This window comes from Methylotuvimicrobium buryatense (assembly GCF_005931095.1).
GTDB lineage: Bacteria > Pseudomonadota > Gammaproteobacteria > Methylococcales > Methylomonadaceae > Methylotuvimicrobium > Methylotuvimicrobium buryatense.
Genome location: NZ_CP035467.1, coordinates 4274118 through 4289061, shown reverse-complemented (window position 1 = coordinate 4289061; position 14944 = coordinate 4274118). Strand labels below are relative to the sequence as shown.

14 protein-coding genes are annotated in these 14944 nt (G+C 48.4%); 7 read left to right on the top strand and 7 right to left on the bottom strand.

What is annotated here, in order from left to right:
• Nucleotides 1-836: 836 nt before the first annotated feature.
• Nucleotides 837-2045 carry a porin gene (locus tag EQU24_RS19170; protein WP_017842020.1) on the top strand — a complete coding sequence of 403 codons (1209 nt, stop codon included), beginning with the start codon at nt 837-839 and terminating at the stop codon, nt 2043-2045.
• Nucleotides 2046-2668: 623 nt separating this feature from the next.
• On the opposite strand, the gene EQU24_RS19165 is transcribed toward EQU24_RS19170, so the two are convergent.
• A complete protein-coding gene (locus tag EQU24_RS19165; RefSeq protein ID WP_017842023.1) occupies nt 2669-3028 on the bottom strand; it encodes a hypothetical protein in 360 nt (119 codons plus the stop codon).
• A gap of 486 nt (nt 3029-3514) precedes the next feature.
• Here EQU24_RS19165 and EQU24_RS19160 point away from each other — a divergent pair, with 486 nt between their 5' ends.
• Nucleotides 3515-5806 carry a TonB-dependent receptor family protein gene (locus tag EQU24_RS19160; protein ID WP_017842024.1) on the top strand — a complete coding sequence of 764 codons (2292 nt, stop codon included), beginning with the start codon at nt 3515-3517 and terminating at the stop codon, nt 5804-5806.
• Between the two features lie 92 nt (nt 5807-5898).
• Here EQU24_RS19160 and EQU24_RS19155 read toward each other — a convergent pair whose 3' ends face one another.
• Genes EQU24_RS19155 through EQU24_RS19140 form a run of 4 tightly spaced genes read right to left on the bottom strand, consistent with a single transcriptional unit; the run spans nt 5899 to nt 8586 of the window.
• Nucleotides 5899-6594 carry a DUF2182 domain-containing protein gene (locus EQU24_RS19155; RefSeq protein ID WP_085986406.1) on the bottom strand — a complete coding sequence of 232 codons (696 nt, stop codon included), beginning with the start codon at nt 6592-6594 and terminating at the stop codon, nt 5899-5901.
• 59 nt (nt 6595-6653) lie between these two features.
• Nucleotides 6654-7244, bottom strand: coding sequence for a DUF1326 domain-containing protein (locus EQU24_RS19150; RefSeq protein WP_017842025.1), 591 nt, complete (start codon nt 7242-7244; stop codon nt 6654-6656).
• 29 nt (nt 7245-7273) lie between these two features.
• A complete protein-coding gene (locus tag EQU24_RS19145) occupies nt 7274-8008 on the bottom strand; it encodes an SDR family NAD(P)-dependent oxidoreductase (RefSeq protein ID WP_017842026.1) in 735 nt (244 codons plus the stop codon).
• A gap of 2 nt (nt 8009-8010) precedes the next feature.
• Nucleotides 8011-8586 carry a beta-class carbonic anhydrase gene (locus EQU24_RS19140; protein WP_017842027.1) on the bottom strand — a complete coding sequence of 192 codons (576 nt, stop codon included), beginning with the start codon at nt 8584-8586 and terminating at the stop codon, nt 8011-8013.
• Between the two features lie 273 nt (nt 8587-8859).
• On the opposite strand from EQU24_RS19140, the gene EQU24_RS19135 reads away from it, so the two are divergent.
• Nucleotides 8860-10437 carry a sigma 54-interacting transcriptional regulator gene (locus EQU24_RS19135; protein ID WP_017842028.1) on the top strand — a complete coding sequence of 526 codons (1578 nt, stop codon included), beginning with the start codon at nt 8860-8862 and terminating at the stop codon, nt 10435-10437.
• Here EQU24_RS19135 and ispB read toward each other — a convergent pair.
• The gene (ispB, locus tag EQU24_RS19130) at nt 10434-11444 is read right to left on the bottom strand and encodes an octaprenyl diphosphate synthase (protein WP_017842029.1); all 1011 of its coding nucleotides are present in this window, start codon (nt 11442-11444) and stop codon (nt 10434-10436) included. The genes EQU24_RS19135 and ispB overlap by 4 nt on opposite strands.
• A gap of 266 nt (nt 11445-11710) precedes the next feature.
• Between ispB and rplU the strand changes: the two genes are divergently transcribed.
• From rplU to proB, 4 genes are all read left to right on the top strand, one after another.
• Complete coding sequence (gene rplU, locus EQU24_RS19125; RefSeq protein WP_017842030.1) at nt 11711-12022, top strand: 50S ribosomal protein L21; 312 nt, start codon at nt 11711-11713, stop codon at nt 12020-12022.
• A gap of 20 nt (nt 12023-12042) precedes the next feature.
• Nucleotides 12043-12300, top strand: coding sequence for a 50S ribosomal protein L27 (gene rpmA / locus EQU24_RS19120; RefSeq protein WP_014150001.1), 258 nt, complete (start codon nt 12043-12045; stop codon nt 12298-12300).
• Nucleotides 12301-12403: 103 nt separating this feature from the next.
• Nucleotides 12404-13438: an Obg family GTPase CgtA gene (gene cgtA, locus EQU24_RS19115; protein ID WP_017842031.1), complete on the top strand. Its 1035-nt coding sequence runs from the start codon at nt 12404-12406 to the stop codon at nt 13436-13438.
• Nucleotides 13425-14546, top strand: coding sequence for a glutamate 5-kinase (gene proB / locus EQU24_RS19110; RefSeq protein ID WP_026130319.1), 1122 nt, complete (start codon nt 13425-13427; stop codon nt 14544-14546). The genes cgtA and proB overlap by 14 nt, the downstream gene beginning before the upstream one ends.
• A 45-nt stretch (nt 14547-14591) precedes the next feature.
• On the opposite strand, the gene rpsT is transcribed toward proB, so the two are convergent.
• The gene (gene rpsT / locus EQU24_RS19105) at nt 14592-14855 is read right to left on the bottom strand and encodes a 30S ribosomal protein S20 (RefSeq protein WP_017842033.1); all 264 of its coding nucleotides are present in this window, start codon (nt 14853-14855) and stop codon (nt 14592-14594) included.
• Nucleotides 14856-14944: the final 89 nt, after the last annotated feature.

The following is a 14944-nucleotide window of genomic DNA, read 5'->3' as shown; positions in this document are numbered from 1 at the left end:
TGGCTGCGAGTATGGTTAGTATCCGGAGTCCTACGGCAGATGCAAATGGGCTGAAATTAAAGTCGTTTGGCGTGCATTATATTGAAAAAACAAGGCAACATCATCTTGAATTGCTTTGCGGGAAAAATGAGCAGGCCTTGTTTATGAGAATATTCGAGGCTTAGGCGTTGCGGTTTTACTCCCTTTTGATCGAAAAACCGTCTAAGAATAAAAGGTATGGGATGTGTCTAACGAGGACCGTCGTGAACCCATTCATGGGGGCTTGACGGCAGCGATCGAACGCCAAGGATGGCGTGAATGCAGATTTTGCATGGAGCAAAAATCTGCCCTGTTGCCGACATCCTCGCTAGCCACACCCCATACCTTCATAAAGCTAGCCATTTTTTGAGTATAAAGGGAGTATGTCGTTTTCGCATCGGTTTCATAGCATAGGTTTATTTCATTATTATAGGGTTGAGAGATGATTGTTATGCTTGAAAGAGGTATCTCTTCGGTGCAAGTCCTTATGGCGCAATGATCGTCGCACCTAAATTGTGCTTTTGTTTATTAATACGCCCTAGAAAAGAGCGGTTGCTTTCATGTTGGTAGAGGTTTTATTTTCTTATATGTTGTTTGTTAAGGGTATTTCAATGGTGGCACATTATCTGCATTAGACAAGTTGGGTTGTATCTTTAATGCTACAATTTGCGTAAAACGCAACAAAAGCTACGCTTAAATCATGGCGAATCAATAGGTTTAGGGGTTTTAGTTAATAAGCAAGATTAATCTAAGTTAGTCGAATAACTGATTCACAAGAATGTTTTTCGATAGTTACTCTACTTAAAAAGGCGACACTTATGTACATAAATAAAAAGCAAAATGGTTGGCGATTGACTCTTGTAAGCGCGATACTGATGTCATCGGCGGCGCATGCTGAAGATAAAGGTCTCATTGAGAGTTTAACGGGTTCCGATATCAATAAAACCGCGCCGATGCGAGATTTGGGTTTGAAATTCGGCGGCTGGGTTTCGGGCGGTATAGCGGGTAATCCGCATGATCCGCGCGACAAGACTAATGGTCCGGTAACATTCAATAACCGTTCGAACGAATTCCATATGCATCAATTATATGGCTATATCGAAAAAGCGGTCGATACCGAGAGCAATAAGTGGGACTTGGGTTTTCGCGCAGATGTGGTTTACGGCGTGGATGCTGCTTATACGACACAGGCTAATTTCGACGATAATCTTGTCGTCGATTCTTCCTCGCGATTTTATAAGCTGGCATTTCCGCAAGTGTATGCCGAATTGTTTGCGCCGATCGGCAACGGTTTGACGACTAAGGTCGGTCACTTTTATACGATTATCGGCAATGAGGTGGTTACCGCGCCGGATAACTTCTTCTTTTCGCATGCTTATACGATGCAATATGGCGAACCGTTTACGCATACCGGCGTTTTAATGTCCTATCCTTTGACAAGTAACATCGAGTTGACGGGCGGGGTGGTCTCCGGTTGGGATTCATTCTTTCAGCAGCCTGCCAATTTCTTGGGCGGCGTGACTTATACGACCGACGATGAAAAAACAACATTGGCGGTTTCTTATATTACGGGCGATACCGTCGTTGCGGAAAGGGGCGACTCGGTTGATGGATCTAAAGTCGAGCGCCATCGTTCAATGTATAGTGTGGTGTTGTATCATGATTTTACCGACGAGCTGCACTATACCTTGCAGCACGATTTAGGTGTGCAAGACAATGTTTACCAAAGGGGCGGCGATTCCAAGTGGTATGGCGTCAATCAGTATTTAACTTACGACGTCAATGATCAATTGGCTACTGGTCTTCGTTTTGAATGGTTCCGTGATCAAGACGGGACTCAAGTTTCTGCCGCGGGCAATAAAAATCACTACTTCGCGATTACCGCGGGCGTGAATTATTCTCCGTTATCCTGGTTAATGATTAGACCTGAAGTCAGGTACGACTGGGTGACCGGCGCCAATGAATTCGATGCCGGTGCGGCCAGTGATCAAGTGCTGATATCTGCGGATGCGATCATTCGTTTCTAGGGTTTTGAAAACGGCCTCAAATGGTAACTTATACCCGTCGTAGATCAAAATTTGGCGCCTGGTTGTCCGCTAAAGGACGCCGTGAATACGTCCATGTAGTCTCTATGCCAGCTCCATGCTGGCAAAGCCTTTATTGGACACCCAGGCGCCTCCTCGGGCACTGCCGAAATTTGAAGTGCGAAAGGTATAAATACGTTCAAGGAGCTTTCGATTCTTTTTCTAGTGTTAAGAGAGGTGGCTCCCTTATGATCGAAAAACCATCTAAGAATAAAAGGCATGGGATGTGTCTATCGAGGTCCGTGTTGCCGACATCCTCGCTAGCCACACACCATATCTTCATAAAGTTAGCTATTTTTTGAGTATAAAGGCAGTAGTAAGGTCCTTTATTTTTAGTCTAAATAGGGGGATAAAAGCGGATTTTGATCCAACAAAATCCGCCAACCACTTCAGTGCCCAAGCTATCCAGTGAGTTTTTTTGTTATACCCATCGCAGATCAAAATTCGGAACCAGGGGGCCGTCAAAGGGCGCCGTAAATACGTCCATTTAGGCAAAGCCTTTGCCGAGCACCCTGGTGCCTCCTTAAGCATCGCCGAAATTTGAAGTGTGAAAGGTATAACTCCCCTTAAAATTCAGAAAGTTCCTCAGCCATCTGTCGGTGAAACTCGGCCATTTTGCGACTATCTTCGGCTGCTACTTCTAGGTCTCTTGTCATCTTGGCGGCTTGCGATTTCAGTCCATGAATCCTTTTGCCTTGCTTCCAAGGTCGGGCTCTGTATTCCCTGAGCATTTGCCGTTCTTCTTCTGCATTAGCTTCCAGGGTTTTTGCAACTTCATCGTAATGTTCGGCCAAACGCAAATGGTCTTCGCGCGTTTGCGCTGTTTTTACGGCATGCGCCCAGTTAGAGGACGTTGTAGGTTGAGAAGCGCAAGCCGTTAACATGGTCGAAACACAAAAAATTAAAAGAATTTTTTTCATTGTCATCAATATTTTCCTGTAACTGAAGATTCCCACAAATTATAAGAACTGCTGAGACCCGGGGGCAACCTACAAGTTCAATTCTTAATGAATGGGCATGAGATAAGTTAGGCCGCTGACTCCGCGATTTTTGTTCGTATTGAAGGAGCGCAAACAGGCCTTAAAGATTTGGTCGTAAATAACTTCCCCATTTTAAGGGGCGGTTGCTCAATTGGCAGGTGTCGGCGGCTCAGCGTCCTGTCAAACGAGTCACTGAATATCCACACAGCCTACTACTTATAGAAGTTATTTTGTGAGCATTCCTTAATTTTGAGTATAAAGTGAGTGTTATGGAAATAAGGAGGGTGGGAAGGGGGGGGTTAAATGTTTATGCAAATGATATTGATTACTATTAGCACTTGTTGTATTGTATTCGCTAATTTTTTTGATCTATAAAAATCATTCCGGCTTGCTTCCGGTTATAAAACAATCAATATCATTTGTGGGGGAGTTATGTTTCATTCGAAACGCGTCATTGGGTCGTTATCTTTGGCCTGTTTATCATTTGGGATAGCGCCTCAGGCGCAAGGTGTCGATAAGGATGCTCCGCCGACCGTGCTCGATACGGTTAAGATTATCGGCGACCCTGACAAGGCTCGGGATATGCCTGCGTCGGCACATTACATCGATACTAGCGATATTCGCGATCAAACCTATAGCGATATCAATCGAATTTTACGTAAGGCCCCCGGCGTTAATATCCGCGAAGAGGACGGTTTCGGTCTGTTTCCTAACATCAGTTTCCGCGGGGTCGATACGACGCGCAGTGCAAAAATTACTGTGATGGAAGACGGCGTGTTGACGGCGCCGGCCCCTTATTCAGCGCCTGCCGCTTATTTTAATCCGGCCGGCGGTCGTATGAGCGGCATCGAGGTTATGAAAGGCGGCAGTCAGGTCAAATACGGTCCGCATATTACCGGCGGGGTGTTGAACTATCTGTCAACGCCGATTCCCGAAGACGGCAAGGCTTATCTGAAGACGATTTACGGCAGTTACGATGAAGTCCGCTCGCACGGTTATGTCGGCAACACTCATGATACCGAGTTCGGCCGCTTCGGTTATCTGGTCGAGGGTTTTTATCGGCGGTCCGACGGCTTCAAGACGATCGATTCGACTACAGGTTTTGAAGGGAGTGATAGGACCGGTTTTTCACAAGTTGAACCGATGATTCGCTTATCCTGGGAGCCGAATACCGAAATGTACCAAAGGCTCGAGGTCAAGTTCGGTTATTCGAACATGGATGCCGACGAAACTTATCTCGGCTTGAGTGAAGCCGATTTTAGAAACGATCCGTATCGGCGCTATGCGGCATCACGATTCGATAATATCACGACCGAGCATTTCAGAGGCTTCGCGCGGTATTTCATTTCGCCGACCGACGACTTGGATATCGTCACGACGGCTTACTATAGCGAATTCGCAAGGAATTGGAGTAAATTGCATGATATTCGTGGAGGGGCGTCGGGGAATATGGGCTTGGCCAGTGCATTGGCAGGCGCAAATGGCGGGTTGGGCTTGGATTGTCTTAAGGGTCGTGTGAACTGTGGGCTTCGGGTCCGGGACAACAATCGCGAATATTACCTTGGAGGTGTCGAATCGGTAGCGAACTATCGAATCGATTTAGGCGCTACGCATCATGAGCTAAGCGGCGGTTTTCGATATCACGAAGATGGAGAGAAAAGGCATCAGCATCAAATTACGTATTCTCAAGATGCCAATGGCGTGATTACCGGGAACAATTTCGGTGACCGGCTGGATACATTACCCGGTGGTCAAAATAATGCTAAAAGCGATACGCGCGCCTATGCCTTTTTCCTAAAGGATCGTATCGAATTCGGTAATTGGGGCTTTACGCCTGGTATTCGTTACGAGCATCTTTATCAAGAATATAAGAAGCACGTTCCTTTGGATAGACAACGAACCGTGGCCGATACAGTCTCCACATCCTTCGATTTGTATGCTGGCGGAGCAAGTCTCGATTATAAATTCAATGATGAATGGATGGTATTCGGTAGCGTTCATCGAGGGTTTTCTCCGCCCGGACCTTCCGACATAGAAGCCAAAAGAGAGGCCGAAACGAATAATGCTTACGAATTGGGAATGCGTTTTGCAAAAGGAGCGTTTTCTGCCGAAGTTATCGGATTCTATACGCAATTCGAAAACTTGATCGTGGTGAACAGTATCGGTGGTGCCGGAGCTGATTTTGGTGAAAACTTCGGGGAAGTCGATACCCGAGGCGTCGAACTGGCGCTTAATTTCGATGCAGGACAGGCTTTCGGCTGGGGTTTCCGTAATCCTTACTTCGTTTCCTTTACCTACACCGATACCGTCCAATTAAACGATGCGGCCTCGACCGACGCCGAATCGATTTTCAGCTTCGGCAAAAAAGGCAATCGCGTGCCTTATATCCCCGAATATGCGGTCAGTTTCGGCAGCGGTATTCATTTCGACAAATGGGGTTTCGACGTGACCGGCAACTATGTCGGTGAAACGTATACCAGCGCGAGCAATACATCCCTGCAAATAGACGGCAATGGCAATCCCGATTCGCGTTTCGGTAAAACAGACGACTATGTCATCGTCGATGTTTCGGCCTATTACCAGGTGACGAAAGGCATAAAATTGCTCGGCGGCGTACAAAATGCCAATAATGAAGAGTACAACGTTTCGAGGCAGCCCTACGGCCCCCGCCCCGGCATGCCGATTTTCGCCTACGGCGGTTTCGAGCTAGACTTCGATATTTAAGTTTGTCTTGACCGGCCCGGAGCGGGCCGGTTTTAGAGTGGTCTTTCCTAAATCTAACACAAGGATGTGCCTTTTTTCTCGATTAGCGAGCGTTAGTCGCTAAGCATGACTCCGCCTGCCCAAGCGAAAAATAGAAGTCCACCAATTCTGGCGCTGATTGCGGCATTGAATGGGCTTAATTTTTCGGGCGTTATGATCAAGGTTAATACCAGCATGCCGGTAATGTTCATCAGGCCGACCGAAAACATCACGAGCATTTCGGCCCAGCAACAGCCCAAACAAACAACTCCATGTTGTATGCCCATTCGATAAGCGCCCATTGCTCCATCGCGCCATCGGTTCATTAAAAATCCTACCGGGCTTTGGCAATAGCTTAGGCAAGCATTTTTAGTCGGGGAAAACTGATAGGCGCCGGCCATTACTAATATCGCAATCGCGAGAATCCGATTGTTGTTGTCCATCATTGGAGACAGCCAGAGCAGGCCGTGCATTTGCCACTGCAATAGCGCTAAAACAATGCTGAATAAAAGCCAGATGCTCAAATAGCCGAGCACGAACAGCGGGGATAAACGAAAAAGGTTTTGACCTCGTTTGCGGCAAATGGTGGCAAATGCCATCACGGTCGGAAATGCGGAAGGAAGCATCATCGCGATCATCATGACGGCCCACATAGAAAAGACGATACCGAAATCGAAGGCCGACCATGCTGAAGTCGCGGAGGGCGCATCCACATTTCCGTCATTGGCGTTTCGGACATGTAGCGGTATTGCCAGAATACTCCGGCCCATGCCATGAGATTGACGGCCAGTAAGGCCGCAAACAGCGTATTTTGGGTTCGGGTCACGGCTTAGGGGTGGTATTCGAAATCGGAATAAAAGCCGTTGCGTTCCGAGAAGGTCCAGTCGTATTGGTAATCTTTATAACGGTAATGTTTGGAGCGTGCGACGATCGAGGCGTGTGAAGGAACCACGCACAGAGGCGGATTGCTGATTGTCGATTCGCCGCCGGATATGCCTTGAATGCTTTCGATTTCGGCTTCGGCGATGCCCGGAATGCTCAGGCGGCGTTGGTTTTTTTCGGACGAATAGTGTATCGGCGTTTTTTCGATGCCAAGTACTTCACTAACTAAACTCATCAAAATTTGCGGATGCCCGCCCGCGCGGCCGCCGAATATTTCGGTAATCGCGTTTGCTTGGTTGTCGTCGGCGCGGTCGTCGATGTAGAGAGCGGCTTGCCAGTTGCCTTCGATCATCGTCCCTGGCGAGTAGCAGGCCAGGACTACATTAAGATTGTCGAGCGTAATCTGTTGGTAATGGCCTGTCTCGATATGCCAAGCGACCAGTAATTTACAGGCGCCTTCGCTAGGAGGTTTTAGCCAGATGCAAGGGCAGGCGGTTTCGCAGTTACAAGCTTCGAAATAGCGCCTTGTAAATGCCAAGTTTTATCGGTCTGGTTCATAACGTTCTGTCAAAAAGATTCTTTAAAAGGTCGCAAGTCGAGCTCGTGCGTCCAAGCGCTCCGATGTTGTTGATGCATCGCCCAATAGGTGTCGGCGATTGCATCGAGTTGCATCAAGCCTTCCGGGCCCTTTTGTGCGACAAATTCGGGGAATTGCTTTCTGGCTCGTTCGCCGTCGATCACGCCGTCGAGAATCGTATGCACGACGTGAATCCCGCGCGGCGAGAATTCTCGCGCCATACCTTGCGCCAAGGCTCTAAGTCCGGCTTTGGCGGAAGCAAAAGCGGTAAACGGCGGTTTTGCTCTCAGTGAAGCGGTGGCGCCTGTAAAAAACAGCGTACCTTTGCCGCGTTCGAGCATGAGAGAGACGGCTTCCTTGCCGAATAAAAATCCACCCAAACAATTTTGCTGCCACAAACGAGCGAATGTTTCGTTTTCGGTTTCCAAAAGTGGGCTACGAATATTGCTGTCGACATTGTAGGCGGCAATTTCGAGTGGATAACCCTGTAAGGCTATCGTTTCGAAAAGATGCGCGATGTCATGTTCAACCGTTGCATCGGCGACGACTAAGGTGGCCGATCCGCCTTGTTGGCGGATGGTTTTGACCACATGTAGCAGCTTATCCTCACTTCGGCCTGCAATAAAAACGTGCAAGCCTTTTGATGAAAAACATTTGGCGAGTGTGGCGCCCAATCCTTGTTCCGGACCTACCCCAATAACTACGGCTGAACATGGCTGCTGCATCGTTATGCGCGTCCCGCCGCAGTCGCTTCGGGAACTTCTATCAATTTACCGTCTTTGACGTCATAGATATAGCCGTAAATCGGAATATCGGACGGTACCAGCGGGCTGTTTCTGATGCGCATCACGTCCTCCGTCACGCTTTGCGCCTGATCCTTGATGGTCAGCCAATTGATGTATTTGCCGTCGGTGCAACCGGGCCCTTCGCAACTGTCATGCCAGCCATCGGCATCGACCGAGGCGGTTTTTAGACTGCTAGATAATAAATCGCCCATAATTTCATTCGTGAAGGTTTCCATACCGCAATCGGTGTGATGGATTACGAACCATTCTCGGGTACCCAAGAGTTTGTAGGAAATAACTAGCGAACGGATTGCGTCGTCGCTGGCGCGTCCGCCGGCATTGCGGATGACGTGAGCGTCGCCTTCGGAAAGGCCGGCGTATTTAGCGGGGTCGAGACGAGCATCCATGCAGGTCAAGATTGCGAAACGACGTCCCGGCGGCATCGGCAGGTCGCCTTTGTCGAAACTATTGGCGTATTCGCGGTTGGCAAGTAAAACTTCATTCAATACATTGCTCATGTGTTTCTCCTCATTATCGTTGTTTTAATAGTGCTTCGTTATTATCGTCTGCGTATTTAGTATAAATGGGTTGGGTTTCCAAAGGATTAAGCGCAGGCTGATATTTTAAATTGGGACTCATTTCAAAAGGTTTATCTTATAAAGTCAGGCATTTTGCATGCCATCGAATCGCAAAATTATAAGGTTTGTGAATACAATGGGTTAGAAAGTTTCCTGGGAAATATTGTGAAATTATGGTTCAATTAGTGAAATTAGATTTCACACGAGAGCCGCATGAATGAGACTTCATTTTCCGATTTAACGCCAACCTTTTTTTTACAGACTTTTGTGTTGGAGTTGATGCATGCTGCCGAACAGCAAGGCAAAACTCATAGCGAGGAGCTTATCGAATACATCGCTCGAACTGCGGGAAGGTTTTTTGAAGAAACTTATCGAGAAGAGCGCAATATCAAAGATGCGTTGGAACTGGAAAGTTATATCGAGTTAATTGTTGGGTTAAAAAATAAAATCGGCGGTGGGTTTTCTCTGGTCTCGGCGGATAGTCAATGTGTTCGGGTTAAAAATAGTTGCTGTCCCTTTGGGGAAGGGGTTACGCACTTTCCCGAATTATGCCGGATGACCTCTAGTGTTTTCGGCGGGATTGCGGCCAGAAACTTCGGTTATGCCAAGGTGGAAATCGCTAAGAGCATCGCTCGTAAGGACGGCGGCTGCGATGTGTCGGTATATCTGAATGAGGAAGAGGCAAAAGGACGTCCGGGGCTTGAATATGGTCATCGAAATAGTGAAGAAGGTGAGAAGGATATGACGGATTTACATTCTCGCATTGAAGAGAGCATGCAAAAAATATGGCGATTGAAATCGCCAAGGCCTACTAAAAAGCAGCCGCCCGTTATAGTGGCAAAATCTCCGGTCATGCAAAAAGTATTGCAGGCGATTGAAAAAATTGCGCCGACTGTTGCGACGGTGTTGATTCAAGGGGAAACCGGGGTTGGTAAAGAGTTAGTTGCGCGCGCTATTCATGCGATGAGCTGGCGTAGTGGTCAAGCTTTCATGGCAATTAATTGCGGTGCGATTCCCGATACCTTAATAGAGAGTGCGTTATTCGGGCATGAAAAAGGGGCATTTACCGGGGCGGTGGAGATCCAGCAAGGTGTTTTTGAGCGCGCCGATGGCGGTACGCTGTTTCTAGATGAGGTGGATTCGTTGTCTGCGGCCGCACAGACCCGTCTGTTAAGAGTGGTGCAAGAGGGTGAGTTGGAGCGCGTTGGTGGAAAAAAAACCATTGAGGTCGATGTGCGTTTGATTTCTGCGACAAATCAGGATTTGCAGGAGCGTGTCGAGCAGGGCTTGTTTCGGAAAGACTTGTTTTATCGTTTGAATGTGGTGAGGTTATCTATTCCGCCATTGGCGCAAAGAGGGGAGGATTTTCCGTATTTGGTTCAGGTTATCTTGAAAAGGTTGGGCGAAAAATATAATAAAACGGTGCTTTCGGTTAGCCGGGGCGTGATGCAAAAGATTCGCGCTTATCATTGGCCCGGTAATGTCAGAGAGTTGGAGAATGTATTGGAGCGTGCGGTTTTGTTTGTATCCGGCTCCGAAATTACGCAGCTTGATCTGGAGATGCCCTCTCCTGAGGCGGTTGGCGATAATTGGCGAGACATCAAGGAAGGCGTAGTCGCGGATGCGGAGCGGAATTTTTTGCAAGCGTCTTTACGCCAGCATCGCGGTGATGTCAAAAAGGTGGCTGCAGCGATGGATCTGACGCCGAGAGCGGTGTACGGAAAGCTAAAAAAGTACGGAATGGATGCCGGTCAATTTCGCGTTAATCCGGGTTTGGATGTCGATGGTTAATAATTTCGCTGAACCGAAAATTCGGCGAGAGCAATCAGGGCGGCCTTGTAAGTTGAGTCAGGTAATATGGTTAGTGCGTCGATTGCTTTTTGGGCTTCTTCGTGGGCTCTTTGTTCGGTGTAGGCGATAGCTTGGGTTTTTTGTACGACGGTATAGACTTCTTGAAAGGCGTCGCGGTCGCCGGTTTTGATTGCGTCTATGATGATTTGCGTTTCTTCGGGGGTGCCGACTTGAATTGCATGAATCAACGGTAGTGTGGGCTTGCCTTCGGCCAGGTCGTCGCCGAGATTCTTACCGAGTTCTTCCTTGGTGGCTTTGTAGTCGAGGGCGTCGTCGATTAATTGAAAAGCGATGCCAAGATGTTGTCCGTATCGTGCGAGGTTGTCTTCAATTTCCGGGGCGCTTTGCGAAATTACTGCGCCGAGTCGCGTGGCGGCGCTGAATAAAATTGCGGTTTTGCGCGAGATGACCTCAAGATATTTGGCTTCGGTGGTCTCCGGGTTGTTGCAGTTAAGTAGTTGCAATACCTCGCCTTCGGCAATCGCGGTCGTGGTTTTGGATAGGATCTCCATTACGCGCATGTTGTTGGTTCTTACCATCATTTCAAAGGCGCTCGAATACAGGTAGTCGCCTACTAAAACGCTGGCAGCATTGCCCCAAACCGCATTAGCGGATTCCTTGCCGCGTCGTAATTCCGATTCGTCCACCACGTCGTCATGCAGTAAAGTTGCGGTATGGATGAATTCAATGACTGCGGCTAAAATGAGATGATGATTATGGATTGGGCCGAGCGCTTTGGCTGCCAATAATAGTAACATCGGGCGCAAACGCTTGCCGCCGTTGCCGACAATATAATGGCCTACTTGATTAATGAGAATGACATCGGAGCTTAACTCGTCGAGGATTAGCTGGTCGACCGCTTTAGTTTCCTCGGTTGTGAGTTCCTTGATAGTGTTGAAATCCGGATGTTGCTTAGTATTCGGGCTAAGGTTGGTTTGGGATGCCATGAGTCGATGAGTGCTCAATAATGTCAATTAAAGTTTGATTCGGGTGTGCTGCCCGTGAAATCCGATTAATAAAGTTATTTTCGGGTAAAGGCTAAGATAACTGACCATGCTATTGAATAAAGTATATTGGTGTCAATAGCTTTGTTGTGTTATTTTATGCATTGCAATCGAATAGTTCGTTGGATATAAGTTTGACGTAACTTTTTTTTAAAAATATAATTGTCTGTTTACTTTTAACAGATAGTTGCTTGATGGAGCTGACGCGGATGTATGCGGTAATTCAAACAGGTGGAAAACAGTACCGGGTTGAGGAAGGTGCGACCTTAAAAATAGAAAAACTTGAGCTGGGAACAGGCGATAGCGTTGAATTCGATAAAGTGCTGATGGTTCAGTCGGGTGATGCTGTAAAAGTCGGTCAGCCTTATGTCGAAGGCGGCAAGGTTACGGCGACTGTGGTGTCTCAAGGTAGGCACAAAAAAATCAAAATTATTAAATTCAGAAGACGTAAGCACCATATGAAGCAAATGGGGCATCGTCAGTATTTCACAGAAGTCCAGATTACTGGTATTTCTGCTTAAATTTTTTTGGGAGTAGGGTAATGGCTCATAAGAAAGCGGGTGGTAGTACTCGGAACGGTCGCGATTCCAATGCAAAACGCTTGGGTGTTAAAATGTTCGGCGGCCAAGTCGTAAAAGCGGGAAATATTATCGTGCGTCAGCGCGGCACTAAATTTCATGCGGGCGATAATGTTAGCTGCGGTAGAGATCATACTTTATTTGCAACGGCAGAGGGCAAAATCGTTTTTCAGGTCAAAGGGCCTAATAAACGCAAGTTTGTCAGTATTGTTGCTGCATAAGACGTTGCGCCGCATTCGCGGCAAGCAGTGTTTAATGAAAAGCCTCGCCCTTCAAGGTGGGGCTTTTTTGTTTGTGAACGGATGAAGATGCGACGTGTAAGCGATGAAATTTGTTGATGATGCGGTGATTCGGGTTGAGGCGGGTGATGGCGGCAATGGCGCTGTCGGTTTTCGTCGTGAAAAGTTTATTCCGAAAGGCGGGCCGGATGGTGGTGACGGAGGTGATGGCGGTAGTGTCTATTTGGTGGCTACCGAAAACGTTAATACCTTGGTGGATTTTCGTTATCAGCCGGTGCATAGGGCGCAGCGAGGGCAAAACGGTATGGCCCGCAACTGTACCGGTAAGAAAGGTGAGGATTGCTTGGTGCCTGTGCCGCCCGGAACCTTGGTGACTGAGGCTGAAACCGGTGAGGTTTTGGGTGAGTTGGTCAAGGCGGGTGAGCGGTTACTGGTCGCTCAAGGCGGTTTTCATGGTCTGGGAAATACGCGGTTCAAGAGTAGCATTAATCGTACGCCGATGCAGGCGACGAAAGGGACGCCGGGCGAGCATCGTATGCTCAAGCTGGAATTGACTCTGATTGCCGATGTCGGGCTTTTGGGTTTGCCCAATGCCGGTAAATCCAGTCTGATACGAGCGGTGTCGTCGGCTCGTCCGAAAGTCGCCGATTATCCCTTTACGACTTTGCATCCGAATTTGGGCGTGGTTAGGGTCGATGATTTGCGCAGTTTCGTTATCGCCGATATTCCCGGTGTAATCGAGGGTGCGGCCGAAGGTGCCGGATTGGGCTTGCAGTTTTTAAAGCACTTATCGCGTACCGGATTGTTGCTGCATTTGATCGATGTAATGCCTTATGAATCGATGGATTCGCCGGTGGTGTCGGCGCGTAAGATTATTCGGGAGGTGAAGTCGTGGAGTGATGATTTGGCCGATAAGCCTCGCTGGTTGGTGCTGAATAAAATCGACAGGCTTGAACCCGATTCGGTTGAACAGTATTGCCAGGCTATTGTCGACGAATTGGAGTGGCAGGGGCCCGTGTTCAAGGTTTCGGCCTTGCAGGGTGAAGGAACGCGTGAATTGATGTTTGCGATCATGATTTTTTTGGAAGAGCGACGGCGGGGCGACAGTGAGCAGAAGTGATTTTGCTAAAACGAAAAGGGTAGTGGTCAAGATCGGTAGTTCTTTATTGACCGCCGGCGGGCGAGGTCTCAACAAGGAGGCGATTGCGGCTTGGGTCGAGCAAATGGCAAGTTTGCGCGCGCGCGGCATCGAAGTGATTTTGGTGTCTTCGGGGGCGGTGGCCGAGGGTATGGCTCGTTTGGGTTTGAGGGTTCGTCCGAAAACATTGCATGAATTGCAGGCGGCGGCTTCGGTGGGGCAGATGGGGTTGGTCCGAGTTTTTGAAAATAATTTTCAGCAACACGGATTGCATGCGGCTCAGGTTTTGTTGACGCATGATGACTTGTCGGATCGGCGGCGTTATTTAAATGCCAGAAGCACGCTGTTGGCGCTGCTCAAATTCGGTGTCGTGCCGGTAATTAATGAAAATGACGCGGTGGCGACTGAAGAAATTCGTTTCGGCGATAACGATACATTGGGTGCGTTGGTGGCGAACCTTATTGAAGCCGAGTTGTTGATTATCTTAACTGATCAGCAAGGGTTGTTTACCGCTGATCCCGGTGTCGATCCGGCTGCGCGTTTGGTTTCGGAGATCAATGTGAATGATGCCAGTCTCGATACCATGGCTGGAGATAGTCGTAGCGGGCTTGGTCGAGGAGGGATGTATACCAAGGTGCGTGCGGCAAGATTGGCTTCGCGTTCCGGCGCGGCCACGGTGATTGCGGCCGGTGTCGCGGAGAACGTGATTGCTGAAGTCGTTGCGGGTAAATTGATTGGTACCTATATGGTGCCGAGTATTGGGCCGTTATTGGCGAGAAAGCGTTGGTTGGCCGGGCAGTTGCAGGTCAAGGGACGTCTGGAATTGGATGACGGTGCGGTGAGGGTTTTAAGGGATGCCGGCAAAAGCTTGTTGGCGGTGGGGGTAAAAAACGTAATCGGCGGGTTTCAGCGCGGCGAATTGGTTTCTTGCGTGAGTGCTCAAGGGATGGAGGTTGCGCGAGGGTTGATTAATTATAGCGCGGAAGATGTGAGAAAAGTTGTCGGAAGGCCGAGTTCGGAATTCGAGCGTATTCTCGGGTATGCAGACGATGAGGAATTAATTCATCGTGACAATATGGTGGTGATGTAAGGGGGGTAAAAAGCCGAAGGGCGTTGCATTCGGCTTTTTTATCGATTAAGCAAGGCCGCGAATTTTGGCGTTTAATCTGCTTTTGCTGCGTGCGGCTTTGTTTTTGTGGATCAGGCCTTTGTTGACTGCGGAATCGATAATGGGGACCGCAGTTTGAAAAGCGGCTTGCGCTTTTTCTTTGTCGCCTGCGTTGACCGCAGCCAGAACTTTTTTGATGAAAGTACGCAGATTGCTGCGTTGTCCAGCGTTACGAATGCGGCTTTTTTCCGCTTGTCGCGCCCGCTTCTTAGCTTGTGCTGTATTAGCCATAGTATATCGATTCGTAAAGGGTGAGTTAATAAGACCGCATATTATCTTGCGTAGTGCTACTATTGTCAATTTTTAATGATGTGAGAAAT